Consider the following 22,727-nt stretch of genomic DNA (forward strand, 5'->3'; position numbering starts at 1 on the left):
CCTGCTTCCGGCCTATCTTGCTGATTCATGACCAGCAATACGCCCCCACCTGTGATCGAAGCCCCTGATCTGGAAGAACTCGCCGATCCGGAGATCTGGATGGGCCGTCTGGAATCGGTGTGGGAGTGGCTGCGTTCGGAAATGGTCAGCGTCGGCTTCGGCGTGCAGGCCGGCGCGATCGTTATCGGCATTCTCCTTGCCTTTGCCCTGCGCAAGCCGGTCGGAAATCTGCTGCAGCGCCTGTTCAGTATCGGCTTTCTCCGCCGCGTGCGGGCCGATGCCGTTCGGCTGTTGGCGCCGGTCCTCGGGCCTGCGCTGAGCTGGGTCTTCCTGTCGGCGGTCCTGTTCACCCTGCAACAGCTGGAAATGGAGATTTTCTGGGTGCGGCTGGCGGCCAATCTGGTCGGCGCATGGGCGGTGATCCGCCTGCTGACCGGCTTTATCGCCGAGCCCTTCTGGTCGCGCACCGCTGCGATCATGAGCTGGACCATTGCCGCCATGAATATCCTCGGCTGGCTGGGGCCAACAACCGGATTCCTGGATTCCCTGGGCGTCGGTGTCGGCGGCGGCCGCGTCTCGATCATGTCGGCGATTCAGGCGCTCGTCCTGCTGGTCATTCTTTACTGGCTGGCCTCGCGCATGGCCGCCATCCTGTCGGCGCGGATCAACAAACTGCCCAGCCTCAACCCGTCCGCGCGCCTGCTGATCGGCAAGTCGGTTCAGGTCACGCTGCTGGCGACCGCCATTCTGCTCGCCCTGTCGAGCCTCGGCATTCCGCTGGGCGCGCTGGCCATCTTCTCCGGTGCAGTCGGCCTGGGTATCGGCTTCGGCCTGCAGAAGATTTTCTCCAATCTGGTGTCCGGCGTCATTCTTCTGCTCGACCGGTCGATCAAACCCGGCGACGTGATCACGCTGGAAGAAACCTATGGCCGCGTGAATTCACTGGGCATGCGCTTTGCCTCGGTGATCACGCGCGACGGGATGGAACACCTCATTCCGAACGAGGAGTTCATCACCACCAAGGTGATCAACTGGTCATTCTCCGACCATGCCGTGCGGATCAAGCGCATGATCGGGGTCGACTATACAACCGACCTGCCCACGGCGATGGAGCTTGCCGTTGAAGCCTCGGCCACGGTGCCGCGCGTGCTGAACTCGCCAGCGCCCAAATGCCTGTTACGCGGCTTTGGTGATAATTCCATCGATCTGGAAATCCGCTTCTGGATCGCCGATCCCGGTCAGGGTGTGAATAATGTGTCGAGCGAGGTGTTGCTGGCGATCTGGAAAGCCTTCACCGAAAATGGCGTGAACTTCCCCTTCCCGCAGCGGGATATCCACTTCAAGGGCGGCGATCCGGTCTCTGTGCGCATTCAGCGCGACTGACACCGATTGCATCCATTCCGGAAATTATAAGCCGCCAATCGCGGCATTTATCGCGCAGCTCTGCCGCCTTATCTCCGCCTCCAACAGCAATACGCCATGGAGGTTCTCATGATCGATGTCCGCACATTTGACAGCCTCGGCCGGTTCCAGATCGACTGGCTGAACGCCAAGCATCATTTCAGCTTCGGCCATTATCACGACCCGTCCCGAATGGGCTGGGGCGCACTTCGGGTCTGGAATGATGATGAAATCCAGCCGAAAACCGGCTTTCCGCCGCACCCCCACGCCGACATGGAAATCATCACCTATGTCCGAGATGGCGCGATCACGCATGAAGACAGCCTCGGCAATAAAGGCCGCACCGTGGCCGGCGACGTGCAGGTCATGTCAGCGGGCTCGGGTATCCGCCATGCGGAGTATAACCGGGAAGACGAGCTGACGCGGATCTTCCAGATCTGGATTGTTCCGGAGACCCGCGGCGGTGCGCCGCGCTGGGATGCGATGAGCTTCCCGAAGGCGGATCGCGCCGGTGAACTCGTCATGCTGGCCTCCGGTGATCCTGATGCTGATGGCGGGCTGATGATCCGGGCCGATGCCCGGGTGATGGGGGCGACGCTCAAGGCCGGCCATTCGGTGACCTATTCGCCGAAACCGGGACGCCATCAATACCTTGCGGCGACGAAGGGGGCGGTCGAGATCAATGGTGCTCGCGTCAATGCCAGAGACGGGGCGGCGATCACGGATGTTGATGCCATTACGATCACCGCGCTTGAAGATGCCGAACTGGTGCTGACTGACACGCGCTGATGCATCTTCACCCTTTATGAATCCCTGCCGGGCGATCATGATGCGTCCATGAAATGGAGTATCTCATGACCGCCCGGCGTCTTCTTGTTCTTCTTTCCGTCGCGATGGCCGCCCCGGCCCTGTCGGGATGTCTTGTCATTGGTGCCACATCCATGGTCGCCGAAACCGCTGTCCGGACTACCGGCACGGTTCTGGAAACCGCCGGCAATGTCGGCGGCGCGGTTGTGCGCACCGCCATCCCCGGCGATGGCGAGGATGACGACGATCATGATCACGACCATGATCACGATCACGAGTAGTTCCTGACACGGCCTGTTTTCTCTGCTATGTTTGGCAAATCGGGGACAGGCCGACCATCAGGAGACTTACCATGCGTTATCTCATTTCGGCTCTGGCAGCGGTGCTGTTTACGGCACCGGTTTTCGCCCAGGGCCTTTCGGCATCCTATTCAGCCACACCTACAGGGCCCGTCAGCCTCGCGGAGATCACCATCGGTGAAACGCTCGCCGCGAAGGGTGATGAATATGGCGAGCGCGAGTTCGACCGGCTGATCCGCACGCTGACGGCCGATCTCCAACGCGAATTGCGGGAAGCCGCGCTTCTGGCGGCAGACGCCGGAAATGCGACGCTCCATGTTGTCATCGAGGATGCGACGCCAAACCGGCCGACCTTTGCCCAGCAGGGTGGCACATCCGGCCTCAGCTTCCAGAGCTATGGCCGCGGCGGCGCCCATGTCATGGCTGAACTGCGCGATAACAACGGCGCGGTGATCGCGACCTATGAGTATAGCTGGACAACGCCGAGCATTCAGGATGCGCAATTTGCCAATGTCTGGACCGATACCAACCGGACGTTTGACCGCTTTTCCTCGCGCCTGGCGGCCAGCCTGCGTGATGCGGTGAATTCCGGCTCGTAGAGGCGGATCAGGGCGCGCCGATCCATTTATGGGTCTGGAGGCTCAACGACCATTTGGGATGCGCCAGGCAGTATTCGAATGCGGCCTGCGCATTCTCCATCTGGTTCGGCCCGTCCATGGGCTGAAGTGAAAAGCGCTTGAAGTCGAGACCTTCAAACCGGGCTGGATCCACATCCGGCTGAGGAAAGACGAGTTTCAATTCCTCGCCGCTTGTCTGGACGATTTCGGTCTGTGCCTTCGGGCTGACCGTCAGCCAGTCAATGCCGTCCGGCGCTTGCAGCGTGCCATTGCTTTCCACGGCAATCTCGAAGCCTGCGGCCTTGAAGGCGGCAATGAGCGCGGCGTCGAGCTGCAGGAGGGGCTCACCGCCCGTGCAGACGACCAGCGGCGTGCCGCCGCCCGGCCATTGGCCGGCGACCGCTTGTGCGAGCGCGTCCGCCGTCTTGAACTTGCCGCCGCCGGGGCCGTCGACGCCGATAAAGTCGGTATCACAGAAATTGCAGATGGCGCTGGCGCGGTCGCGCTCCAGCCCTGACCAGAGATTACATCCGGCAAAGCGGCAGAAGACGGCCGGCCGCCCGGCCTGTCCGCCTTCGCCCTGAACGGTCAGGAAGATTTCCTTGACGGAATAGGTCATACGCCGGTCTGCCAGTCCTGCCAGCCGCGCGCGCGCAATTCACAGGCCGGGCAGACGCCGCAGCCATAGCCCCAGTCATGGCGCTGCGAGCGATCTCCCAGATAACAGGTATGGGTGTCTTCCACGATGGTTTCGACGAGGCCGTCGCCGCCCAACTCGTGGGCCAGCTGCCAGGTCTGCCCCTTGGTGAGGAACATCAGAGGAGTCTCGACCGGCATGGTCCGGTCCAGGCCCAGCGAGAGCATGGCTTGGGCGGCGTCAATCGTATCGCGTCGGCAATCGGGATAGCCGGAATAATCCGTCTCGCACATGCCGCCGACCAGATCGCGCAGCCCGCGGCGATAGGCCAGCGCAGATGCCACGGTGAGAAAAACCAGATTGCGCCCGGGCACGAAGGTGGACGGCAGACCGCCTTCCTTCCACTCGATTTCCATTTCCGCCGTCAGCGCACTTTCGGCAAGCGCGCCATAGCCGGTCAGATCTACCATCTGGTCCGGCCCGAGACGCGCCGCCCATTCCGCATTGAGGCCGGACAGCGCCTTGCGGACCTGCAGGCGCGCCTGCAATTCCACATCATGACGCTGGCCATAATCAAAACCGACCGTTTCCACGCGCGGATAGGTCTCCAGCGCCCAGGCGAGCGCGGTTGCGGAATCCTGTCCCCCGGAAAAGAGAACCAGTGCGGAAGGTGTGCGGTCAGACTTCATAGCCGGGCCTTATAAGGCTAAAATCCCCGACATGTCAGATGTCAGCCTCATCTATACCACATGGCCGGACGAAAAGAGCGCCCGGCAGGCCGCCGCCAAGCTGTTGGAGGCGCGGATGATTGCCTGCGCCAATCTTCTGCCCGGCGGCACCTCCTTCTTCCAGTGGGACGGCAAGATGCAGGAAGAGGCCGAGTGGGTGATGATTTTGAAGACGGCGCGGGCTGCCGCCTGCGCGGAGGCAGTGAAGGCGTTGCATCCCTATGAGGAACCGGCCATTCTGGAATGGCTGGTCGAGCCGGATGGCAGTTCAGCGGGGTTTCTCGACTGGGTGCGCTCGGAAACGCTGGGCTAGCCGGTCCGCGCCATGGGCGCATCGGAGCCATCGCTGATCACCGAGGCAATCGTGTCAAACAGGCGCTGCGTGTCGATAGGCTTGGAAATGAACCCGTCCATGCCGGCGGCGAGACATTGCGCCTCATCCTCACGCCGGGCATTGGCGGTGAGGGCTATGATCGGTGTCATGGCCGCCGTGGACGGCAGATCGCGGATGGCGCGTGTGGCCTGAAGACCGTCCATCACCGGCATGCGCATATCCATCAGGATCAGGTCGAAGGCCTTGTTGGTCGCCGCCTCAACGGCCTGTTCGCCGTTTTCGGCAAACTCGACAGACCAGCCTTTGGCGACAAGGAAGCCCTCAATGACGGTGCGATTTATCGCATTGTCTTCCGCCGCGAGAACCCGCAAGGGCCGGTTGGGCAGACCGCTGCTTGCTGCAGGCGAGGCGAAGGCCGGGGCGGAGGGTGAATCCTCGATCGCGGTCCGGGTCGAATTGTCCGGGCTGACCTTGTCTTCCCGGCGGGCAAGGCTGGGCAGTTGGGCGGAAAACCAGAAATGGGATCCGCCTTCCTTGCGACGCTGATAGCCGACTTCACCGTCCATCATCTCGGCGAGATGGCGGGCGATGGTGAGCCCGGTCGATGTGCCGTCCATGACGCGGATGCCATCGGCATCGGACTCGAAGAAATTCTTGAACAGGCGGCCTTCGGCCTCGCGCGGGACGCCGCGGCCGGTATCCTCGACATCGGCCCGGAGGCGCGCCTTGCCGGATTGCGCCTCGACGCTAAGGCGAACCTCAATCCGGCCATTGGCGGTATAGCGCTTGGCATTGCGGATATAGGTGAAAAGCATCTGTTTCAGGCGCGCGGAATCGCCGGCCAGTACCAGCTGCGCATCGCCGGACACGGAGACCTCGAGCTGCAATCCCTTGGCCTTGGCCTTGGGTTCCCACAGCATGCGCGTATCGCGGGCGAGGCGTTCGGCGGTGATTTCGCCCGGCATCAGGTTCAGCTCGCCGGACTCGATGATCGAGACATCCCGCAAATCCCCGACAAAGCGCATCAGCATCTCACCGGCGTCGAAAATCTGGCGGTTCTTCTTGCGCGTATCCGCGTCCAGCGTCACGTCCTCGGCGAGGCGGCGCGAGACGCCGATAATGCCCGCCAGCGGATTCTTGATGTCGTGGCTGACACTGGCGAGGAAGGCCGATTTGGCGCGGGTCGCGTCTTCGCCGCGGCGCGCTGTCTGTTCATGACGCCGTGCGAGTTCCCGCAATGCCTTGGCCTGGGTCTCCACGCGCAGCTTGGCTCCTTCCAGCGAGGCATTGGCTTCGAAAGCCTCTTTCAGGGTGGCCCGGTAGCGCGACGAAAGCTGAATGGTGATAAACAGATACAGGCCCAGCATGGCGGCCATGCCAAAGGCTTCGGGCCGGCCCATCATGACCAGATAGGCCATCATCGCGCCAATGGCGGGCGTATTGTACGCAATGACCCCGATCGGGCGGGTGGCAGACGATAGCGCCGCACCGGCGGTCATGCCGGAGACGATGAAGGCCGCCGCGAAGTGCGCGATGCTGATCTGGTCCATCGGCAAGAGGAACATCGACACGCCCCAGATACAGCCGGACAGCGTCGTCAGAAAAATGAACAGCTTGTCGAGGAGTGGCGGCAATCTGCCGCCGCGCTTGAGCGCGAAACGGGCCAGCCCCATGCGTCCAAGCGCGAAGCTGACGCCAGCGGCAAACCAGATGCCGACATGGAGAACGGGAACCGCTGTCAGCAGCATGCCGCCGAGAAACAGACCGCTGACAATATTGAGCGGGACACTGGACAGCCCGCTTTTGAAATAGATTTCCATCCGGGCGCGGTCGATCTCTTCCAGCGCGCCTTCGGTGATGACGCGCCGCTTCGAAGCCAGCTCCTCGGCTTTCTGTTCTGCCTTGCCTGTAAACTTCAATCCAAACACGTCTGGCCCCGCCCTTCGCAAAAGCGAATCACTCGCTTTCAGAAGGGCATAGTCATGGTGGCCAGAAGGTTAATAATGCTGAGATTGAGCAAATCGGGCGGCCGACCGATTGTCCGCCGCCCCGAAGCCGGTCAGGCCTTTTTCGCCAGAAGGTCGCGGATTTCGGTCAGCAAGACCTCCTCCTTGGACGGTGCCGGCGGTGCGGCGGGCGCTTCCTCTTCCTTCTTCTTCATCGAATTCATGCCCTTGATGATCAGGAAGAGCGCAAAGGCGAGAATGATGAAGGCGATGACATTGTTGATGAACATGCCGTAATTGATGGTCGCGGCACCTGCCTCCTGCGCGGCGGCCAGGGTTTCGTATTCCGCATCGCCCAGCGTGATGAAGAGATTGGTGAAATCCACCCCGCCGAGTGCCAGTCCGAGCGGTGGCATGAGAATGTCATTTACGAGTGACCGGACGATGGTTGAAAACGCGCCACCGAGAATGAAGCCGACCGCAAGATCGACCACATTGCCGCGCATGGCAAAATCCTTGAATTCCTTGAGCATCTGCCCCTCCCCTGTTTGTTACGAATCTGTAACACCGGGTCGCAAGACTGTCATCGGGAAAATTGGGTGAAGGAAATTGGTAGCGGAGGAGAGACTTGAACTCCCGACACGCGGATTATGATTCCGCTGCTCTAACCAGCTGAGCTACTCCGCCACACATCGCATCCCGCCCCTTGAGGCGTGCCGTGCGAGGGAGGCGATATACTGCGCTCATCCCGGCGGTGCAAGCACCCGAATTCACCCGATGGCCGCGTTTTGCATGGCGGGCGCGCAATCGCCTGCCTATGTTGGGACGCAAGACAAGGGATTCGGAGGGAAAATGAGCCTGCTGGATGATGAAAGCGCGCCGCGGCGCATCCTGATCCTGGCGGCGCACCCCGCCCCGCGGCGCTCTGTGGCCGGCAAAGCGCTGCGTTCCGCGGCGCGGGAGGTTGAGGGCGTGACCTTCGCCGATCTCTATGCCGAGTATCCGCGCGACGATATTCATGCCAACACCGAGCAGGCGCGCGCGGAAGCCCATGACGTCATCATCTTTCTGCATCCCTTCTACTGGTATTCCACGCCGGCCATTCTGAAAGACTGGCAGGACATTGTGCTGGAACATGGCTGGGCGTTTGGCCGCTCCGGCAAGGCGCTGACGGGTAAGATTTTCTTTTCCGCCCTGACCGCCGGAAACCCCGAAGAAAGCTATGCGGATGACGGCTATAACCGTTTCACCGTGCGGCAAATGCTGACGCCGCTGGAACAGACGGCGGATTATTGCGGCATGGTCTATCTGCCGCCCTTTGCGTTTTTCCGGGCCGGGCATGCCGAAGAAGACAACCGGCTGAATGAACATGTCGCCGAATGGAAAGGCCTTCTGGCCGCCTTGCGCGATCACCGGCTGGATATCGAAGCCGCCCGCAACCGGCCACTCCTGAACGGGCAGCTGAAAACATTGACCGGGGAGGGTTAGGTATGGCCGGATTACTGCTGGATGCCACCATCTATCTGGTCGCCGCCGTCATTCTGGTGCCGATCTGCACCCGCTTCGGCCTCGGCTCCGTCCTCGGCTATCTGATCGCCGGTGTGCTGATCGGCCCGGTCCTGGGCCTTGTCGGCCAGGAGACGCAGGATTTGCAGCATTTCGCCGAATTTGGCGTGGTGATGATGCTCTTCATCATCGGGCTGGAGCTTGAGCCACGCGCGCTTTGGGACATGCGCCATCACTGGCCGAGAAGAAGCTGGACAAGACCGAAGGCGGGCGCGCCAGCTTTTCCATCCTGCTGTTTCAGGACATTGCCGTCATTCCCATGCTGGCCTTCCTGCCACTGCTGGCCTTGCCGGTGGTCATGGGAAGCGGGCTGGAAGCCGATCTGGCGCACGGCGCTGACGCGGCCCATGGCGCGGTGGATGCAGCCCATGGCGCCGACACCTCCCACGGCCCGAGTCTGAACCTGACCGAAGGCATGCCGGGCTGGGCCTATGGCCTGACCGTTCTGGCGGCGGTGGGTGTGGTGGTGGGTGGCGGCATGTATCTGACCCGCCCCCTCTTTCGCTTTATCGCGCGGTCCGGCTTGCGGGAAATGTTTACGGCGACGGCGCTCTTCCTGGTGATCGGGATTGCGCTGTTGATGACGCTGGTGGGGCTGTCACCGGCATTGGGCACTTTCCTGGCGGGCGTGGTGCTGGCGAACTCGGAATACCGGCACGAGCTGGAAGCCGATATCGAACCCTTCAAGGGGCTATTGCTGGGCCTGTTCTTCATCACGGTCGGGGCGGGTATAGATTTCGAAGTTCTGACGGCGGACTGGATGCTGATTGGCGGGCTGGTCGCGGCGCTGATCGGGGCCAAGGCGGCGGTGCTGATGATTCTGGCCTTCGTGTTCAAACTGCGCGGGCGCAATCGCTGGCTGATGGCGCTGTCTCTGGCTCAGGCAGGTGAATTCGGCTTCGTGCTGATCAGTTTCAACGTCCAGAACAATGTCATCCCGGCGGATCTGGTGCCGGTTCTGTCACTGGTCGTGGCGCTCTCCATGCTGGTGACGCCGCTCCTCTTCATTCTCTATGAGCGGGTGTTTCACACCAAGTATGCGGAAAGCGAGGCTTCGCGCGATCCCGACGAGATTGACCAGCGCGGCACGACCATCATCGCCGGGCATGGCCGCTTCGGGCAGATCGTGCACCGGGTCCTGCGGGCCTCCGGATATGAAATCGTGGTGCTGGAGCACAAGAGCGAGTTCGTGGACAATATGGCCAAGTTCGGCGTGAAGACTTTCTATGGCGATGCGACGCGGCCGGACCTCTTGCACGCCGCCGGTCTGAAGGATGCACGGCAATTCGTCGCCGCGATTGATGACAAGGACCAGATCACCGAACTGGTCAAACATGTGCGCCGGGAACGGCCGGATATCCATATCGTGGCGCGGGCGATTGACCGCCATCACGTCTATCAACTCTATGCCGCGGGCGCGAATGATATCATTCGCGAGACGTTTGACAGTGCGGTGCGGGCGGCCCGAAGTGCGCTGGAAGGGCTGGGCGAGCATCCGTTTGAAGCGGAAAAGGCCGTGCGCTATTTTGTGCGCCATGACCGCGAGACGCTGATCAAGCTGGCCGCTGCCTGGCGCGAGGGGCAGTCAGTCTTCGAGAACCAGGAATATCTCGATATTGCCCGCCGCCAGAATGAGCTGATGGAACAGACCATGCGCAATGACCGCGAAGTCGGCCGGGACAATGCCATGGAGCGGGCCTGGATGCCGCCCGACATCCGCCCGGAAGAAGAAGTGGACAAGGACTGATGCAACCCGGTGATATCCGCATCCTCGCCCCCGACCTGATCAATTTCGGCAGCGCGGCCCTGACAAAGGCCGGGGCCCGCGCCAGCGATGCGCGTCTGGTTGCCGAGCATCTGGTGATGGCCAATCTGACGGGGCATGACAGTCACGGCATCGGCCTTCTGCCCGCCTATGTGAAGCATGCGGTCGACGGGTTGGTGGACGTCCATGCAACGCCGGAAATCCTGCACGAGAAGGGCGCGATCCTGAAAGTCGCCGGTCATGACGCCTGGGGCCGGATGGCGGGCGAATTTGCCATGACGGCGGCGTTTCCAAAGGCCGAAGCACTGGGCGTGTGCACCGTCACTTTGTCGAACGCGCATCATCTGGGGCGGATTGGCGCCTATGGCGAAATGGCGGCCAATGCGGGTTTTTCGGCGCTCTTCTTCGTCAATGTCACCGATCATGATCCGATGGTCGCCCCCTATCAGGGCACAGACAGCCGATTTGGCACCAATCCGGTCTGCATCGCCCTGCCGCCCACCGGCACCAAGCCCGCCTTCCTGCTGGATATGGCCACCAGCCGCATTGCCATGGGCAAGGCGCGCGTCGCCGCGAATAAAGGTCTGCGCGTGCCGTTCGGGGCGATCCTCGATGAAAACGGCCTGCCGACCGATGATCCCTCCGGTTTCAAGGGGTTTGAACAAAAGGGCGCGCTCGCCCCGTTTGGCGATCACAAGGGATATGGCCTCGCCTTTGCGGCTGAGCTCCTCGCCGGGGTCTATTCCGGTGGCGGCACGATCCAGCCCGGAAATGAACGGCGCGGCGGCATTCGCAATCAGATGATCGCTGTGGTGATGCAGCCCGATGCCTTTGGCGACCCGGCCACCATGGAGCGTGAAACCGATGCGATGTGGGATTATGCGCTGGCCTCCCCGCCCGCGGACTGGGACTCGCCCGTCGTCGCGCCCGGTGATCCGGAGCGGTCCTTGCGCGCGCGCCGTTCGTCGGAAGGCGTACCGCTCGATTCCGAGACGCTGAAACAGCTGAATGCGGCGGCGGAGGCGGTGGGGGTTGAGAAGCGGCTGGGTCTCTGAACCCCTCACCCAGCGCGCTCGCCGCTTCGCGATCTCGCACGCTTTCCCCTCTCCCCTTTGGAAGGGGAGAGGGAAGAGAAAGGCGGTCACGAAAGTGATCGGCTTTCGAGGGTGAGTGGTTAGCCCCTTCCCCAAATCGTAAACAGCGTTCACTATGTGCCCACACGACTCCGGGGAGAGATCACACATGAAACGCTTTATTGCCGCCGCCTTCGGGCTGGCCCTTCTGACCACGACCGCGCACGCCCAGACTATCGAGCCGACCGAGGACAATATTGTCTATGGCATGGTGTCGGGCGCGGCCATGTTGATGGATCTCTACGTGCCGGAAGAGGCCAATGGCGCCTCCGTCATCGTGGTGCCGGGTTCGGGCTGGTACCGGCCGGAAATCTATTCCGCGCCGCAGCTCAAGGACCTGTCGGGCTATGATTATATCCGCAATATCGTCGGCGAGTTACAGATGAATGGCTATACGGTGTTTGTCATCAATCACCGCTCCTCGCCCGGCAATCGCTTTCCGGCAGCCGTGAATGATACGCGCCGCGCCGTCCGCTATGTGCGCACGATGTCCGAAAGCCTGGGGCTGGACCCGATGCGGATTGCCACGCTTGGCCATTCCTCCGGCGCCAATCTCGCCACCATGGCGGCGCTGATGGATGATGCGCCGGGGGAAGGCGTGGATCCGGTTGACCAGACCTCTGCCGCCGTTCAGGCGGTGGTTGGCATCGCCACGCCCTTCATGCTGGCCGGCGATCCGGCCGAGGCGGATTCCTATGCGGCGCAGACCATCACCATGTATACGGGCGTGCCGTTTTTCGGACCGGACAATCATTATCAGACAGCACCGCCCATCCACGTGCAGGCCTCGCCGGCCACCTATGTCGATGCCAGTGATCCACCGCTCTACATGATCGATTCCGCCGATGACCCCGTCGTGCCGATCAGCCAGGGCGATTACATGCTGACGGTCCTGAACACCGCCGGTGCCCGCTATGAACACGTCCGCACGGATGGCGGCGAGCACAATCCCGATTTTGACGTCACGGCGATGATTGACTGGCTGGACGGGGTTCTGGGGGAGTAACCCCCTCACCCTGATCGCTCATCTCTTCGCGATTTCGCGCTCTTCCCTCTCCCTCCAGGGAGAGGGAAAGAATGCGAGCCTCGCCGAGGCGAGTATTCGAGGGTGAGGGGTCTACATCCCGAAGAGGGCTTTCATCTCGGGGGGCAGGCGTTTGGGACGATGGGTTTCGGCGTCGATAAAGGTCCAGGTGGTCAGCACCTTCGCGGAGGGTTTTTCGGCCCCGGCCTTGCGGATATCGACATGGCGCGGACAGCGCACGCCCCTCACCGGATCGACCCAGGTACGCAGCTCGACCTCATCGCCCAGTTTCAGCTCGCGCAGATAGTCGATCTCGTGGCGCAGAACGACCCAGACGCCTGCGGCCTGCATGTCGTCGCTCGCGACGGCTTCCCAGTGCCGTTCGGCCATCTCGGCGGCCCAGCGCAGATAGACGAGATTATTCACATGCCCCATGAAATCGATGGCGTCGTCTTCCACCGTCAGGGTGTGAAGGAAGGCGGTCTCGAAGGATGTGGCAAGAGTGTTCATGTCGATCACGTTTTCTCTGTCAGATCTGTCCTGCCGGAGCACCCAACGCTTCTTCTATGCGATTGATCGCCAGACTTTCCTGCGGCTTGATCTGCTGGTCCGCCATCACGGCGGCTCGGACAGCCTCTGCAACGGCGCGGCGAACGAGCCCTTCGCCTGCGAAACCGGCTAGCATCGACAATGTGTATTCAGCGGCCTTGTCGTAGTCCTGCCGAAACATTGTCAGCGCGTCAGGATAGATCGCTTCGAAAACATCCCGCCGTAACCCCGGCAGATTGGTCGAATCAAATTGCCCTAATCTGAGGCGAACCTCCTCCGACTTGGTGAAATCTCCATCCGAGAATGCCACCAATAGATAGGCTCCGACCACCGCGCCGGAGAGTCGGGCGGTTTGATCCTTTGGCTTCAGATATGTATTCACAGACCGCCCCTGCCCTATTTCTTCGGCGCGGAGATGTGGATCGGATGGCCGAGGGCGGCGAGCGCGGCTTCAGCAAAGCCTTCGGTTAGTGTCGGGTGGACGTGGACGGTGCCGGCAATGTCTTCCAGTCGCGCGCCCATTTCCATCGCCAGTGCAAATTCACCGGAGAGTTCGGAGACGTGCTTGCCGACGGCATGAATGCCGAGGATGACGTGATCGCTTTCGCGCGCCGTGATGCGGATGAAGCCGCCATCGGCGCCGCCTTCCATGGAAAGATATCGGCCATTCGCGGCGAGCGGGAATTTGCCGGTGATGACGGTCTCGCCCTGCTCTTTGGCCTCATCCGGCGTGACACCAACACCAACGACTTCCGGATCGGTGAAGCAGACCGCGGCAATGGCCACGGGATCAAAGGCGGTCTTGTGACCGGCAATGATCTCGGCCACGCGCTCGCCCTGCGCCGTGGCGCGGTGGGCGAGCAGCGGTTCGCCTGTCAGATCGCCCAGCGCATAGACGCCGCGCATGCCGGTTTCGCAGCGCTCATTCACTTTCAGGAATTTGCCGTCATTGGGGATGCCCATCTTCTCCAGCCCCCAGCCGGACATGTTCGGCTTGCGGCCCACAGAGACGAGAATGTTGTCGGCTTCCAGACGCTCGGTCTCACCCTTGGCGGTTTCGAATTCGAGGAAGGTCTTGCCGCCCTCCTCGACCATGCCCTTGGCCTTGCAGGAGGTGTGAACCGTAATGCCGTTCTCTTTCAGCCAGCGGGTGATCGGCCGGGTCAGCTCCTTGTCATAGACGGGCAGGATGCGATCCAGCGCCTCGACGAAGGTGACCTCCGAGCCCAGCTTGCGATAGGCAATGCCAAGCTCCAGCCCGATATAGCCGCCGCCCACGACGACGAGCTTCCCGGGCAGTTTTTCCAGATCCAGCGCGCCGGTGGAGCCGATGACCTTGCCGCCGAATTTCAGGAAGGGCAGTTCGACCTCGACCGAGCCATTGGCGAGGATCACATTCTTTGCGGTGATTTTCTGTTTCGAGCCGTCTTCCAGTGTGACGGTGCAGGTCTTGGCGTCTTCAAACTCGGCCCAACCGGAAATGGCTTTCACTTTGGCGGCCTTCAAAAGGCCTTCAACGCCGCCGGTCAGCTTGCCGACGATCTCGTTTTTCCAGGCGACGAGGCCCTTCATGTCGAGCTTCGGCTTGGCGGAGAGCGAAATGCCCAGTGCGGCCTTGTCGGCATGGTGGCTCATCTCGTGGAATTTGTCGGCAGCGTGGATGAAGGCCTTGGACGGGATGCAGCCGCGATTGAGGCAGGTACCGCCCCAGCCATCCTTGTCGACGATAATGGTGTCCAGCCCCAGCTGGCCCGCACGGATGGCCGCCGGATAACCGCCCGGTCCGCCGCCGACGACCAGTACGTCACAGGTGAGATCGCTCATGCCGAAATCCTCGTCTTGATGTTCGGCGAGGGTTTAACCGGGCCAGCGTTTCAGGGGAAGGGGCGAGGATGCATGGCGGGTATTCATTGCGCCCTGCAGCCGCACGCCGCGCGTTATGACTTCCCGCCGCTTTCCGCTTCGCTGCGACCGGTTTCACCGGACTTCTTCCTAGAGAGCCCCGCGCCGCTGGCGATCCCGATCCCGGCGATCAGGACAATGGCAACCACCGTCCATGTCGGGCTGACACCAGCAGCGTAAAGGCCATAGCCGATCGCCGTCACCGCCATCAGCGTACCGGCAAGATAGATCCAGAAAGCACGCATCACCTTCTCCTTTTCATCTTGAACGGAAACGCCCGCCCGGGCGCAGGGTTCCAGAACTGAGAAGAACAGCTGGACACTGATGCAGGTTAGTGCGGCGCCGGGCGTCTTGCAGGCATGCCTGCCGCGCTTCGGAGCCATTCCGGTTCAGCGCGCCCATCCACCCAAACGAAAAGATACCACGACATGGCTTTCAGGATCATTTTCCCGGATACGGGAAATATTGTCGAAGTGCGTTTGAGCGGCGCATTGGGTTTTGACACCATTCGAAAGATGCATGACGCGCTCTATTTCAGTGCAGCCTGGCAGACCGGCATGAATGTGCTCACCATCATCGACCCCGGCGTTGAACTGATTGGCATCGACACCAAAACCATGCGGACGGATCCCCGCGACGAAGTGGAGCGCCTTCAGGATGTCCGCGGGCCGGACTTCAAGGCCGCCATTGTCGCCGATAATGACGCGATTGAAGGCACCCTCCGGGAATGGCGCGCCATGCCCTTCGTCGATGGTGTCTACGACATCGAGATTTTTCCGGATGCCGGACGTGCTCGCGAATGGCTTCAGGAATTCGAAGCGGACTGGCCCGAATTCCGGCGTCCGGCCTGACGCTCGCCAGATCGGTTACATGACGGGACTTCAGCCGCGCTTCGGCGACCGTCCCGCTGAGGCATAGCCGCATAATGGATCGCGCATGACTCGGGCCTTGATTGCGTCACATTTCCTTCATATACGCCGCGTCCCGCTAAAAAAGAGGGTCAGTCATGGCCTATGAAATCATTTTCCCGGAAACGGGAAATATCGTTGAAGTGCGCCTGAGTGGCGCTTTGTCTTTCGAGACCTTCCGCGACATACATGTCGAGCTCTATCTCGGACCGGAATGGCGCACGGGCATGAATTTGCTCGCAATTCTGGAACAGGGCGCCGATGTGTCGGCCATTGACAGCAAAGTCTTGCGGACCGCTTTCAAGGCCGAGCTGGAGCGCCTGACGGAAATCCGGGGGCCGGACTTCAAGGTCGCCTGGGTCGCGGAAGATGACTATAACCTCCCGCTTCTGCGCCTCTGGCAGTCCATGCCGTTCGTGAGTGGTGTTTTCGATATTGAAATCTTCAATTCCCGTGACGCGGGCCGGAAATGGCTGGAAGAATTTGAAGCCGACTGGCCGGAATTCCGCCGTCAGGCCTGAGGCGCGCCTAGTCAGCTCCGCAATCGGCGGGGCGCGCATAGAGCGACACCGAATTCACCCATTCGCCGCTATCCTCATCCCTCACCTGCGTGATGCGCGCCCATTCGCCGTTGTCATAGATTTCAAACCAGACATTGCGTTCGGGGACGTCCGGATAGACCTGCCAGAGATGCAGCCGGCCATCTTCCAGAACCTGCTGACGCAGATCCTGCACGATGAGGCCGCCGGTATGGACCCAGGCGGTTTTCCAGATGCCTTCGTCCGGATCCCAGGTGCGGATATTGATGCCCCCGCCGGATTGCTCGCGATAGCCAAAGCCCGGATCATACCACTCGTCAATAATGGCCCGCCCGCCGAGGCCATAGCGCCCATTCCAGTGGGCAAAGTAAGGCCGCGGTTCGGACCAGCTATCCGTCTCGGCATCCCAGTCCAGAAACTGGACGTCGAAATCGCCAATGATGAAGGCAAATTGCGCGAATTCCTCCGGCATGCCTTCGGCGGGCGATCCATAATCACCGCACCAGCGCACGCCTTCGCCCACGACTTGCGCATGGGCGGACGTACTGGCCAAAAGCGTGAATGCCAGAATGGAAATTGCGTGTTTCATGATGATCTCCCCGAGTTGTCGAAGATCATGCCAAAATTATGCGCGCCGTGGCGTCACGATGGCGTGAGGATGAAGCCGACACCATCATTTCGGATAACCGCCATCTGACCTTACGCGAATAAAATTAAACGCCACATAGTGTGCGCAAATCACGGCAACCAATGAAAATAGGACTTTGGGCCACGAGACCGCGAAATAGTGAAATGCCGGATACAAAATCAACGAACCCGTAGCCAGCATTGAAAGCCCGAGGGCCGCCCCCTGAAGAACTTTGCTTCGGCGAAAAGACAGTGTTCGAAATGCAATGACAACGGCTATCGATATCGCTGCCCAAAATGCCTGAATTATGCCCACAACCTGATTTGTAACAGCAGCATCGCTGGGTAGCTCATCCCAATTTCCGGCCATAAGCAGCCAGGTTGAATGCATGCCTAATAGGATAGCGCCTGCGAATATCACAGCCATCAATCCAAAAGCTGTGAGTACACTTTTGAACACGCGCCAGACCTCCCCCTGCAACGCTATCGATGAATCGGATTCACGCAAGCAAACGTTCCTTGTCCCTTGCGGGAGAGGGGCAGGGTGGCTTCAATCCTGAAAGCCGTCCTCAGGATGCGGTATCCAACCCATACCAAACCGTCATCACCCGGTTTATCCGGGTGATCTCCTCTATAGGCGAGATCCCCCGAACAAGTCGGGGGATGACGAATGGAAAATTGCTTGCTGGTGAGGTGCTGGCCTCAAGCCAGCCGCGAATTAAGCCCCCACCCCTACCCCTCCCCACAGAGGGGGAGGGGAAAGAGGCAGGGCCAAGCGTGAACGCCTACATAAACAACGTCGCCGGGTTTTTGCGATAGCACCTGCGCCACTGAGTCCGCGTTTTTGACGGCTCACTCGTCCTGTGTGCTGCTAACAAGATCGCAATCCTGATAACCACTGTCCCGGCATCGCATGAAGATCAGGTTGGCTAACGCCAGCTCCACTTCAGACAACTCGTCCCGAATCTGCATTGCAAGCGGCCCAAGATCTTCTGGCAATTCTTCCAGTTCGGGGTGACGCATTCGTTCGGCCGTATAACCGGCTTGTCGATTGACTGACGATGGTTCGATCTCCCGTGAAATCAAGAACCATGCATAGGCCAGAACGATATCTGGCCCGACCGATTCATCGAAAAGAAAGCGGACCCCGATGGTCGACGCGTCTGTGCTGGTGAAACGACTCTGGCGCAACTGTATGGATCGAAGACACCATTCATTGGCTTCGTGCGCGCTGAAAAGCTGATCCATTTCAATGCGGGGCTCATAATCGTAAACTATGCTTCCATAAGGCCAATTATTGCTGCAAAGAATTCGAAGCATCCAGCTCTCGCCACGTTCCGCCGCTCGATAAAGCCACTCCATTCCCGCTTCGAAATCCTGAGGGGTGCCCTGCCCCATGAAGTACATCTCCGCGACATAGCGGTGCGCCTGAACGGACCCAAGCTCAGCAGCTCGGTTGTAATACTCGAGGGCAAGCTCTTGATCGTCCGTGAAATGCCTCAGCTGCATTGCGTACTGTTCAATTGCCCAAATGAAACCGGCATCCGCAGCCAGCTGGATATGATGATGGGCCGCGTCACGGTTCTCCGGCACATCGACGGGCGTGAGCCTCAGAAATATCATATAGACGGCGATCTGAGCTGGCAGATAACCGGCTTCGGAAAGAGCCATCAGCTCGGTTAGGCTTTGTTCGCGATCGTCAGTTTGAAACCTGAGAAATATTTCTGTCAGCTGAGTAAACCCAAACGGCCCCTCTTGATCGACAGCGGAAACATAATGTTCCTGCTGCGCACTAATCGCCCAGCTCTGCAGATATTGCCAACCGCCTTCAGCCAGAACGCGAAGCTGAGCATCCGTATATTCGGAATACTCATCCTCTAGCCTAAGGCCCGCAATCGTTGATTCCATCCATTCATCGGGCGCTGACCTAATCTCGACACCGGAAACAAGCGAGTCGATTATCTCTAGATAGCGAGCCCGAACCGGCACTTCTGGACGGGGTAGTGGCGAGTCCCAATAATCGACGAGGTCTTGAAGGCTTATGCTTTCGACCTCGCCAATTGGAGCACCTTGGTCTCTTTCATTGGCAGAAGCGATAGAGGCAACCAAGACCGCCATGAGGCAACCAATAGCTATCATTCCGATGCATCTAACTTGCAGCACGAGAAGGTCCTTGGCTCGATCGATCAGGCCAACCGTATCATACTTCACGTTTAAGCTGTAAGGAACGAACTCACATAAACAACGTCGCCGGATTTTCGAGATAGCCCTTCACGTTCTGGATCAGGACGGCGGCTTCATAGCCATCGACGATGCGGTGATCGAAGCTGGAGGAGAGGTTCATCAGCTTGCGCGGGACGACGAGGCCACCCTCGTCAAAGCGCGGCAGCTCCTGCATCTTGTTGACGCCGATAATGGCGGTTTCCGGCAGGTTGATCACCGGTGTCGTGACCAGACCGCCAATCGCGCCCAGCGAGGTGATGGTGATGGTCGAGCCGGACAGCTCGTCCTTGGTGGCCTTGCCATCGCGCGCGGCCTTGGCCAGACGGCCGAGCTCGGTAGCCAGTTCCCAGACATCCATGGCCTCGGCATGCCTGATGGTCGGAACCATCAGGCCGTTGGGCGTTGCCGTGGCAATGCCGAGATGGACGGCTTCGTACTTCGTCAGAACGCCGGCCTCGGTGTCATAATGCGCATTGGCCTGCGGGGTTTGCGGCAGAGCACGGCACAGGGCAGCGGCGAGGAAAGGGATGAGGGTCAGCTTGGGCTGGTCATCCCGCTTGGTGGCGTTGAGGTGCTTGCGCAGATCCTCCAGCGCCGTCAGATCAATTTCCTCGACATAGGCGATATGCGGGATGGTGGTCTTCGCCTTGACCATGTTCTCCGCGATCTTGCGGCGCAGACCGATGATCTTCGTCTCTTCCACGCCGGTGCGCTTGGCGCGGCTAGAACCGCCCCCACCTGCGCGGGCTGCCAGACGGCCGCCCGAGGCGATGAAATCATCCAGGTCCTGATGCGTGATCCGGCCGGCCGGGCCGGTGCCCGGTACGGTGGACAGATCGATATCGTTTTCCATCGCGCGCTGACGCACGGCCGGGCTGGCCAGCGGGCGGTCGCCTTCGGCACGCGCGACCGGGGCCGGAGCGGCTTTGGGTTCCGGTTTCGGTTCAGGCTTTTTCTCTTCCTTCGCCGGTTCCGGCTTGGGCTCTTCCTTCGGCGCTTCGTCTTTCGGCTCGGCGGACTTTTCTTCCGGGTCTTCGGACGGGGCCGGAGCGCCGCCCGTATCAATGAAAAGGATTTCCGTGCCCACCGGGATCACATCGCCTGGCTCGCCGACGATCTTTGTCACCGTGCCGTTGACCGCGCAGGGAACTTCCACCGTGGCCTTGTCGGTCATCACGTCCAGGATGGGCTGGTCTTCCTCGACCGTGTCGCCCACCTTGATGCGCCATTCAACGATCTCGGCTTCGACCACGCCTTCACCGACATCGGGGAGTTTGTAACGGTATTCAGACATTACTTGGCCTCCATCACGGATTTCAGCGCGTTGATAAAGCGTTCCTGCCCCGGGAAATAGGACCATTCATGGGCATGCGGATAGGGCGTATCCCAGCCGGTCACCCGGTAGATGGGGGCTTCCAGCGCATAGAAACAGTCTTCCTGGATCTGGGCCGACAGTTCGGCGGCAAAACCGGAGGTGCGCGGCGCTTCCTGGCTGACGATGCATCGGCCGGTTTTCTTCACCGAGTTTGTGATGGTCTCGATGTCGTAAGGGGTGAGCGTCTTCAGATCGATCACCTCGGCATCAATGCCGGATTTCTCCGCCGCCGACAGGGCAACATGCACCAGCGTGCCATAGGCAACGACGGTGACGTCATTGCCTTCGCGGACGATCTCGGCGGTATCCAGCGGCACGGTGTAATGGCCCTCCGGCACTTCACCCTTGGGATGATTGGCCCAGCTGGCAAGCGCGCCATCGGCCTTGCCATCGAACGGGCCGTTATACATCCGCTTGGGCTCGAAGAAGACGACCGGGTCGTTATTCTCGATCGAGGCCAGAAGCAGGCCCTTGGCGTCATAGGGGTTGGACGGGATGACCACACGCAGGCCCGGAACATGCGTGAAAAAGGCTTCCGGGCTCATCGAGTGGGTCTGGCCGCCGCGAATACCTCCGCCCCAGGGCGAGCGGATGACGATAGGCTGGGTATACTGACCCGCTGAACGATAGCGCAGGCGCGTCATCTCGTTCACGATCTGGTCAATGGCCGGGAAGATGTAGTCGGAAAACTGGACTTCCGCGACCGGGCGCAGACCATTGGCAGCCATGCCGATGGCCATGGCGGCAATCGCGGCTTCATTGATCGGCGTGTCAAACGACCGGTCGAGACCGTATTTTTCCTGCAAGCCGGCCGTGACGCGGAACACACCGCCGAAATAGCCGGCATCCTCGCCGAAGGAGACCACGTTGGGGTCTTTCTCCATCGCAATGTCGAGCGCCGAATTGAGCGCCTGGATCATGTTCATCTTGGCCATGGTCTAGACTCCCAGATCCTGACGCTGACGGATCAGGCGCCAGTCCTGCTCCTCGAACACGTCTTCAAAGATGGAGGGTATAGGCGAAAGCGGACCATCGTGCAGCGTGCCGTGGCTTTCCGCCTCCTTGTAGGACTTGATCACCAGCTCGTTGAGCTTGGCATTAAGGGCCTCATGGCGGTCCTCATCCCATTCGCCGAGCCCGATCAGGTGGTTCTTCAGGCGCTCGATCGGATCGCCCAGCGGCCAGGCCTTGGCTTCCGTCTTCGGGCGGTAGCCGGACGGGTCATCCGAGGTGGAGTGCGCATCGGACCGGTAGGAGAAATATTCCACAAAGGTCGCGCCATGACCGGCGCGTGCCCGCTCTGCGGCCCATTGCATGGCGGCATAGACGGCGAGGAAATCATTGCCATCCACGCGCATGGAGGCGATGCCATAGCCCAGACCTTTCAATGCAAAGGTCGGCGCATCGCCAATGGCCATATTCTGGTGGGTGGAAATGGCGAACTGGTTGTTGACGACATTCAGGATGACCGGCGCCTTGTAGGTGGAGGCCAAAGTCATGGCACCGTGGAAATCGCCCTCAGCCGTCGTGCCATCGCCGATCCAGCTCGCGGTGACCTGATCACTGCCCTTGTAGCGGGCCGCCATCGCCCAGCCGACGGCTTGCGGGAATTGCGTGCCGAGATTACCGGAGATGGAGAAGAAATTGCCTTCCGCCCACGTATAGTGAACCGGCAGCTGACGGCCCTTGAGGTTGTCCTTGCTGTTGGAAATGCAGTGACACATCATGTCGACGATGTCGCGGCCGCGCGCGAACAGAATGCCTTGCTGGCGATATGACGGGAACACCATGTCGCTATCTTTCAGAGCCATGGCGGCGGCGACGGCGACCGCCTCCTCGCCCGTGGACTTCATGTAGAAGCTCATCTTGCCCTGACGCTGCAGCTTGAGCATGCGTTCGTCATAGACGCGCGTCAGCATCATGTGGCGAAGGCCCTCGCGCAGCACGTCCGGCTTGATCTCCGGATTCCACTCGCCGACCGCCTGATGATTGTGATCGAGCACGCGGACCATGCCCAGCGCCAGATCGGTTGTGTCCCGCCCCGCGACGTCCACACCGGGGCGTTTGGCCTTGCCGGCCTCGGGGATATTCAGATGCGAGAAGTCGGGATCATCACCCGGACGGAAGTTCGGAACAGGAACGCGATAGCGCGGTTCATTGGTCGCCATGGGCACTGCCTCTGATCGAATAGATAATCCGGCGATAGACATATCACCTTTTGCGGGCGGGCCTTAGCGCGGAAAGGCCGTGTTTGTCCACTCACAGCACTGGCAAGCCGGTTTGCATTTCCGGCGTATCGGGCAGGAAAAACTGCTAATTTGCCAGGATTGGAAATTAATTATAATCC

Annotated in this window: 24 protein-coding genes, 1 tRNA gene and 1 pseudogene; 11 read left to right on the forward strand and 15 right to left on the reverse strand. The window is 60.6% G+C overall.

Going from position 1 to position 22,727, the window contains the following annotated elements; translation table 11 throughout:
- Window positions 1-27 precede the first annotated feature (27 nt).
- The 4 genes from P0D52_RS10335 to P0D52_RS10350 all read left to right on the forward strand — a co-directional run bounded on the left by P0D52_RS10335 (window position 28) and on the right by P0D52_RS10350 (window position 3,106).
- Entirely contained in the window at window positions 28-1,383 is a 1,356-nt protein-coding gene (locus P0D52_RS10335) for a mechanosensitive ion channel family protein (RefSeq protein WP_394692575.1), read from the forward strand.
- 108 nt (window positions 1,384-1,491) lie between these two features.
- Entirely contained in the window at window positions 1,492-2,190 is a 699-nt protein-coding gene (locus tag P0D52_RS10340; RefSeq protein WP_394692576.1) for a pirin family protein, read from the forward strand.
- A 65-nt stretch (window positions 2,191-2,255) separates the two neighbouring features.
- On the forward strand, window positions 2,256-2,489 hold the full coding sequence (locus tag P0D52_RS10345) for a hypothetical protein (RefSeq protein WP_394692577.1): 234 nt from the start codon (window positions 2,256-2,258) through the stop codon (window positions 2,487-2,489).
- A 71-nt stretch (window positions 2,490-2,560) separates the two neighbouring features.
- Complete coding sequence (locus P0D52_RS10350; protein WP_394692578.1) at window positions 2,561-3,106, forward strand: hypothetical protein; 546 nt, start codon at window positions 2,561-2,563, stop codon at window positions 3,104-3,106.
- Window positions 3,107-3,113: 7 nt separating this feature from the next.
- Here P0D52_RS10350 and queE read toward each other — a convergent pair whose 3' ends face one another.
- Both queE and queC read right to left on the reverse strand, forming a co-directional pair.
- Complete coding sequence (gene queE / locus P0D52_RS10355) at window positions 3,114-3,743, reverse strand: 7-carboxy-7-deazaguanine synthase (protein WP_394692579.1); 630 nt, start codon at window positions 3,741-3,743, stop codon at window positions 3,114-3,116.
- A complete protein-coding gene (queC, locus tag P0D52_RS10360; protein ID WP_394692580.1) occupies window positions 3,740-4,450 on the reverse strand; it encodes a 7-cyano-7-deazaguanine synthase QueC in 711 nt (236 codons plus the stop codon). The genes queE and queC overlap by 4 nt, the downstream gene beginning before the upstream one ends.
- Window positions 4,451-4,481: 31 nt before the next feature.
- Between queC and cutA the strand changes: the two genes are divergently transcribed.
- Window positions 4,482-4,802 (forward strand): divalent-cation tolerance protein CutA, encoded by a 321-nt coding sequence (gene cutA / locus P0D52_RS10365; RefSeq protein ID WP_394692581.1) that lies wholly within the window; start codon window positions 4,482-4,484, stop codon window positions 4,800-4,802.
- Here cutA and P0D52_RS10370 read toward each other — a convergent pair.
- The 3 genes from P0D52_RS10370 to P0D52_RS10380 all read right to left on the reverse strand — a co-directional run bounded on the left by P0D52_RS10370 (window position 4,799) and on the right by P0D52_RS10380 (window position 7,456).
- A complete protein-coding gene (locus tag P0D52_RS10370; RefSeq protein WP_394692582.1) occupies window positions 4,799-6,751 on the reverse strand; it encodes a response regulator in 1,953 nt (650 codons plus the stop codon). The two genes, cutA and P0D52_RS10370, sit on opposite strands and share 4 nt — an antisense overlap.
- 131 nt (window positions 6,752-6,882) lie before the next feature.
- A complete protein-coding gene (mscL, locus tag P0D52_RS10375; protein ID WP_394692583.1) occupies window positions 6,883-7,302 on the reverse strand; it encodes a large conductance mechanosensitive channel protein MscL in 420 nt (139 codons plus the stop codon).
- Between the two features lie 77 nt (window positions 7,303-7,379).
- Window positions 7,380-7,456, reverse strand: a tRNA-Met gene (locus P0D52_RS10380).
- A 165-nt stretch (window positions 7,457-7,621) separates the two neighbouring features.
- Between P0D52_RS10380 and P0D52_RS10385 the strand changes: the two genes are divergently transcribed.
- The 4 genes and pseudogenes from P0D52_RS10385 (at window position 7,622) to P0D52_RS10400 (ending at window position 12,239) form a co-directional block, all read left to right on the forward strand.
- Window positions 7,622-8,257, forward strand: coding sequence for an NAD(P)H-dependent oxidoreductase (locus tag P0D52_RS10385; protein WP_394692584.1), 636 nt, complete (start codon window positions 7,622-7,624; stop codon window positions 8,255-8,257).
- Window positions 8,258-8,259: 2 nt separating this feature from the next.
- A pseudogene (locus P0D52_RS10390) lies at window positions 8,260-10,082 on the forward strand (cation:proton antiporter).
- A complete protein-coding gene (locus tag P0D52_RS10395) occupies window positions 10,082-11,155 on the forward strand; it encodes a malate/lactate/ureidoglycolate dehydrogenase (protein WP_394692585.1) in 1,074 nt (357 codons plus the stop codon). The pseudogene P0D52_RS10390 and the gene P0D52_RS10395 overlap by 1 nt, the downstream one beginning before the upstream one ends.
- Before the next feature lie 187 nt (window positions 11,156-11,342).
- On the forward strand, window positions 11,343-12,239 hold the full coding sequence (locus tag P0D52_RS10400) for an alpha/beta hydrolase fold domain-containing protein (protein ID WP_394692586.1): 897 nt from the start codon (window positions 11,343-11,345) through the stop codon (window positions 12,237-12,239).
- A 111-nt stretch (window positions 12,240-12,350) separates the two neighbouring features.
- On the opposite strand, the gene P0D52_RS10405 is transcribed toward P0D52_RS10400, so the two are convergent.
- From P0D52_RS10405 to P0D52_RS10420, 4 genes are all read right to left on the reverse strand, one after another.
- Window positions 12,351-12,767 (reverse strand): acyl-CoA thioesterase, encoded by a 417-nt coding sequence (locus P0D52_RS10405; RefSeq protein ID WP_394692587.1) that lies wholly within the window; start codon window positions 12,765-12,767, stop codon window positions 12,351-12,353.
- A gap of 19 nt (window positions 12,768-12,786) precedes the next feature.
- Window positions 12,787-13,188 (reverse strand): hypothetical protein, encoded by a 402-nt coding sequence (locus tag P0D52_RS10410; protein ID WP_394692588.1) that lies wholly within the window; start codon window positions 13,186-13,188, stop codon window positions 12,787-12,789.
- A 14-nt stretch (window positions 13,189-13,202) separates the two neighbouring features.
- Window positions 13,203-14,630 (reverse strand): dihydrolipoyl dehydrogenase, encoded by a 1,428-nt coding sequence (gene lpdA / locus P0D52_RS10415; RefSeq protein ID WP_394692589.1) that lies wholly within the window; start codon window positions 14,628-14,630, stop codon window positions 13,203-13,205.
- Window positions 14,631-14,743: 113 nt separating this feature from the next.
- Window positions 14,744-14,953 (reverse strand): hypothetical protein, encoded by a 210-nt coding sequence (locus tag P0D52_RS10420; RefSeq protein WP_394692590.1) that lies wholly within the window; start codon window positions 14,951-14,953, stop codon window positions 14,744-14,746.
- A gap of 183 nt (window positions 14,954-15,136) precedes the next feature.
- Here P0D52_RS10420 and P0D52_RS10425 point away from each other — a divergent pair, with 183 nt between their 5' ends.
- Together P0D52_RS10425 and P0D52_RS10430 are read left to right on the forward strand one after the other, a co-directional pair.
- Window positions 15,137-15,559 (forward strand): hypothetical protein, encoded by a 423-nt coding sequence (locus P0D52_RS10425; protein ID WP_394692591.1) that lies wholly within the window; start codon window positions 15,137-15,139, stop codon window positions 15,557-15,559.
- Window positions 15,560-15,714: 155 nt separating this feature from the next.
- Complete coding sequence (locus tag P0D52_RS10430; RefSeq protein WP_394692592.1) at window positions 15,715-16,137, forward strand: hypothetical protein; 423 nt, start codon at window positions 15,715-15,717, stop codon at window positions 16,135-16,137.
- A gap of 7 nt (window positions 16,138-16,144) precedes the next feature.
- Here the strand turns inward: P0D52_RS10430 and P0D52_RS10435 are convergent, their stop codons facing one another.
- The 6 genes from P0D52_RS10435 to P0D52_RS10460 all read right to left on the reverse strand — a co-directional run bounded on the left by P0D52_RS10435 (window position 16,145) and on the right by P0D52_RS10460 (window position 22,548).
- Window positions 16,145-16,744 carry a hypothetical protein gene (locus tag P0D52_RS10435; protein WP_394692593.1) on the reverse strand — a complete coding sequence of 200 codons (600 nt, stop codon included), beginning with the start codon at window positions 16,742-16,744 and terminating at the stop codon, window positions 16,145-16,147.
- Window positions 16,745-16,828: 84 nt separating this feature from the next.
- Window positions 16,829-17,290 carry a hypothetical protein gene (locus tag P0D52_RS10440; RefSeq protein ID WP_394692594.1) on the reverse strand — a complete coding sequence of 154 codons (462 nt, stop codon included), beginning with the start codon at window positions 17,288-17,290 and terminating at the stop codon, window positions 16,829-16,831.
- 344 nt (window positions 17,291-17,634) lie between these two features.
- Window positions 17,635-18,900: a tetratricopeptide repeat protein gene (locus P0D52_RS10445; RefSeq protein ID WP_394692595.1), complete on the reverse strand. Its 1,266-nt coding sequence runs from the start codon at window positions 18,898-18,900 to the stop codon at window positions 17,635-17,637.
- Window positions 18,901-19,015: 115 nt separating this feature from the next.
- Window positions 19,016-20,299 (reverse strand): dihydrolipoamide acetyltransferase family protein, encoded by a 1,284-nt coding sequence (locus P0D52_RS10450; protein ID WP_394692596.1) that lies wholly within the window; start codon window positions 20,297-20,299, stop codon window positions 19,016-19,018.
- On the reverse strand, window positions 20,299-21,315 hold the full coding sequence (locus P0D52_RS10455; RefSeq protein ID WP_394692597.1) for an alpha-ketoacid dehydrogenase subunit beta: 1,017 nt from the start codon (window positions 21,313-21,315) through the stop codon (window positions 20,299-20,301). Before P0D52_RS10455 ends, P0D52_RS10450 begins: the two co-directional genes overlap by 1 nt.
- Window positions 21,316-21,318: 3 nt before the next feature.
- Complete coding sequence (locus P0D52_RS10460; protein WP_394692598.1) at window positions 21,319-22,548, reverse strand: thiamine pyrophosphate-dependent enzyme; 1,230 nt, start codon at window positions 22,546-22,548, stop codon at window positions 21,319-21,321.
- Between the last annotated feature and the right edge of the window lie 179 nt (window positions 22,549-22,727).

The sequence above is a fragment of the Hyphobacterium sp. genome (genome assembly GCF_043584775.1).
Taxonomy (GTDB): domain Bacteria; phylum Pseudomonadota; class Alphaproteobacteria; order Caulobacterales; family Maricaulaceae; genus Hyphobacterium.

What these genes read in the sequence shown, in the direction of transcription:
- P0D52_RS10335 (WP_394692575.1), top strand. Translation starts at nt 28, where the DNA reads ATGACCAGCAATACGCCCCCACCTGTGATCGAAGCCCCTGATCTGGAA.
- P0D52_RS10340 (WP_394692576.1), top strand. Translation starts at nt 1,492, where the DNA reads ATGATCGATGTCCGCACATTTGACAGCCTCGGCCGGTTCCAGATCGAC.
- P0D52_RS10345 (WP_394692577.1), top strand. Translation starts at nt 2,256, where the DNA reads ATGACCGCCCGGCGTCTTCTTGTTCTTCTTTCCGTCGCGATGGCCGCC.
- P0D52_RS10350 (WP_394692578.1), top strand. Translation starts at nt 2,561, where the DNA reads ATGCGTTATCTCATTTCGGCTCTGGCAGCGGTGCTGTTTACGGCACCG.
- queE (WP_394692579.1), bottom strand. Translation starts at nt 3,743, where the DNA reads ATGACCTATTCCGTCAAGGAAATCTTCCTGACCGTTCAGGGCGAAGGC.
- queC (WP_394692580.1), bottom strand. Translation starts at nt 4,450, where the DNA reads ATGAAGTCTGACCGCACACCTTCCGCACTGGTTCTCTTTTCCGGGGGA.
- cutA (WP_394692581.1), top strand. Translation starts at nt 4,482, where the DNA reads ATGTCAGATGTCAGCCTCATCTATACCACATGGCCGGACGAAAAGAGC.
- mscL (WP_394692583.1), bottom strand. Translation starts at nt 7,302, where the DNA reads ATGCTCAAGGAATTCAAGGATTTTGCCATGCGCGGCAATGTGGTCGAT.
- P0D52_RS10385 (WP_394692584.1), top strand. Translation starts at nt 7,622, where the DNA reads ATGAGCCTGCTGGATGATGAAAGCGCGCCGCGGCGCATCCTGATCCTG.
- P0D52_RS10395 (WP_394692585.1), top strand. Translation starts at nt 10,082, where the DNA reads ATGCAACCCGGTGATATCCGCATCCTCGCCCCCGACCTGATCAATTTC.
- P0D52_RS10400 (WP_394692586.1), top strand. Translation starts at nt 11,343, where the DNA reads ATGAAACGCTTTATTGCCGCCGCCTTCGGGCTGGCCCTTCTGACCACG.
- P0D52_RS10405 (WP_394692587.1), bottom strand. Translation starts at nt 12,767, where the DNA reads ATGAACACTCTTGCCACATCCTTCGAGACCGCCTTCCTTCACACCCTG.
- lpdA (WP_394692589.1), bottom strand. Translation starts at nt 14,630, where the DNA reads ATGAGCGATCTCACCTGTGACGTACTGGTCGTCGGCGGCGGACCGGGC.
- P0D52_RS10420 (WP_394692590.1), bottom strand. Translation starts at nt 14,953, where the DNA reads ATGCGTGCTTTCTGGATCTATCTTGCCGGTACGCTGATGGCGGTGACG.
- P0D52_RS10425 (WP_394692591.1), top strand. Translation starts at nt 15,137, where the DNA reads ATGGCTTTCAGGATCATTTTCCCGGATACGGGAAATATTGTCGAAGTG.
- P0D52_RS10430 (WP_394692592.1), top strand. Translation starts at nt 15,715, where the DNA reads ATGGCCTATGAAATCATTTTCCCGGAAACGGGAAATATCGTTGAAGTG.
- P0D52_RS10435 (WP_394692593.1), bottom strand. Translation starts at nt 16,744, where the DNA reads ATGAAACACGCAATTTCCATTCTGGCATTCACGCTTTTGGCCAGTACG.
- P0D52_RS10445 (WP_394692595.1), bottom strand. Translation starts at nt 18,900, where the DNA reads ATGGCGGTCTTGGTTGCCTCTATCGCTTCTGCCAATGAAAGAGACCAA.
- P0D52_RS10450 (WP_394692596.1), bottom strand. Translation starts at nt 20,299, where the DNA reads ATGTCTGAATACCGTTACAAACTCCCCGATGTCGGTGAAGGCGTGGTC.
- P0D52_RS10455 (WP_394692597.1), bottom strand. Translation starts at nt 21,315, where the DNA reads ATGGCCAAGATGAACATGATCCAGGCGCTCAATTCGGCGCTCGACATT.
- P0D52_RS10460 (WP_394692598.1), bottom strand. Translation starts at nt 22,548, where the DNA reads ATGGCGACCAATGAACCGCGCTATCGCGTTCCTGTTCCGAACTTCCGT.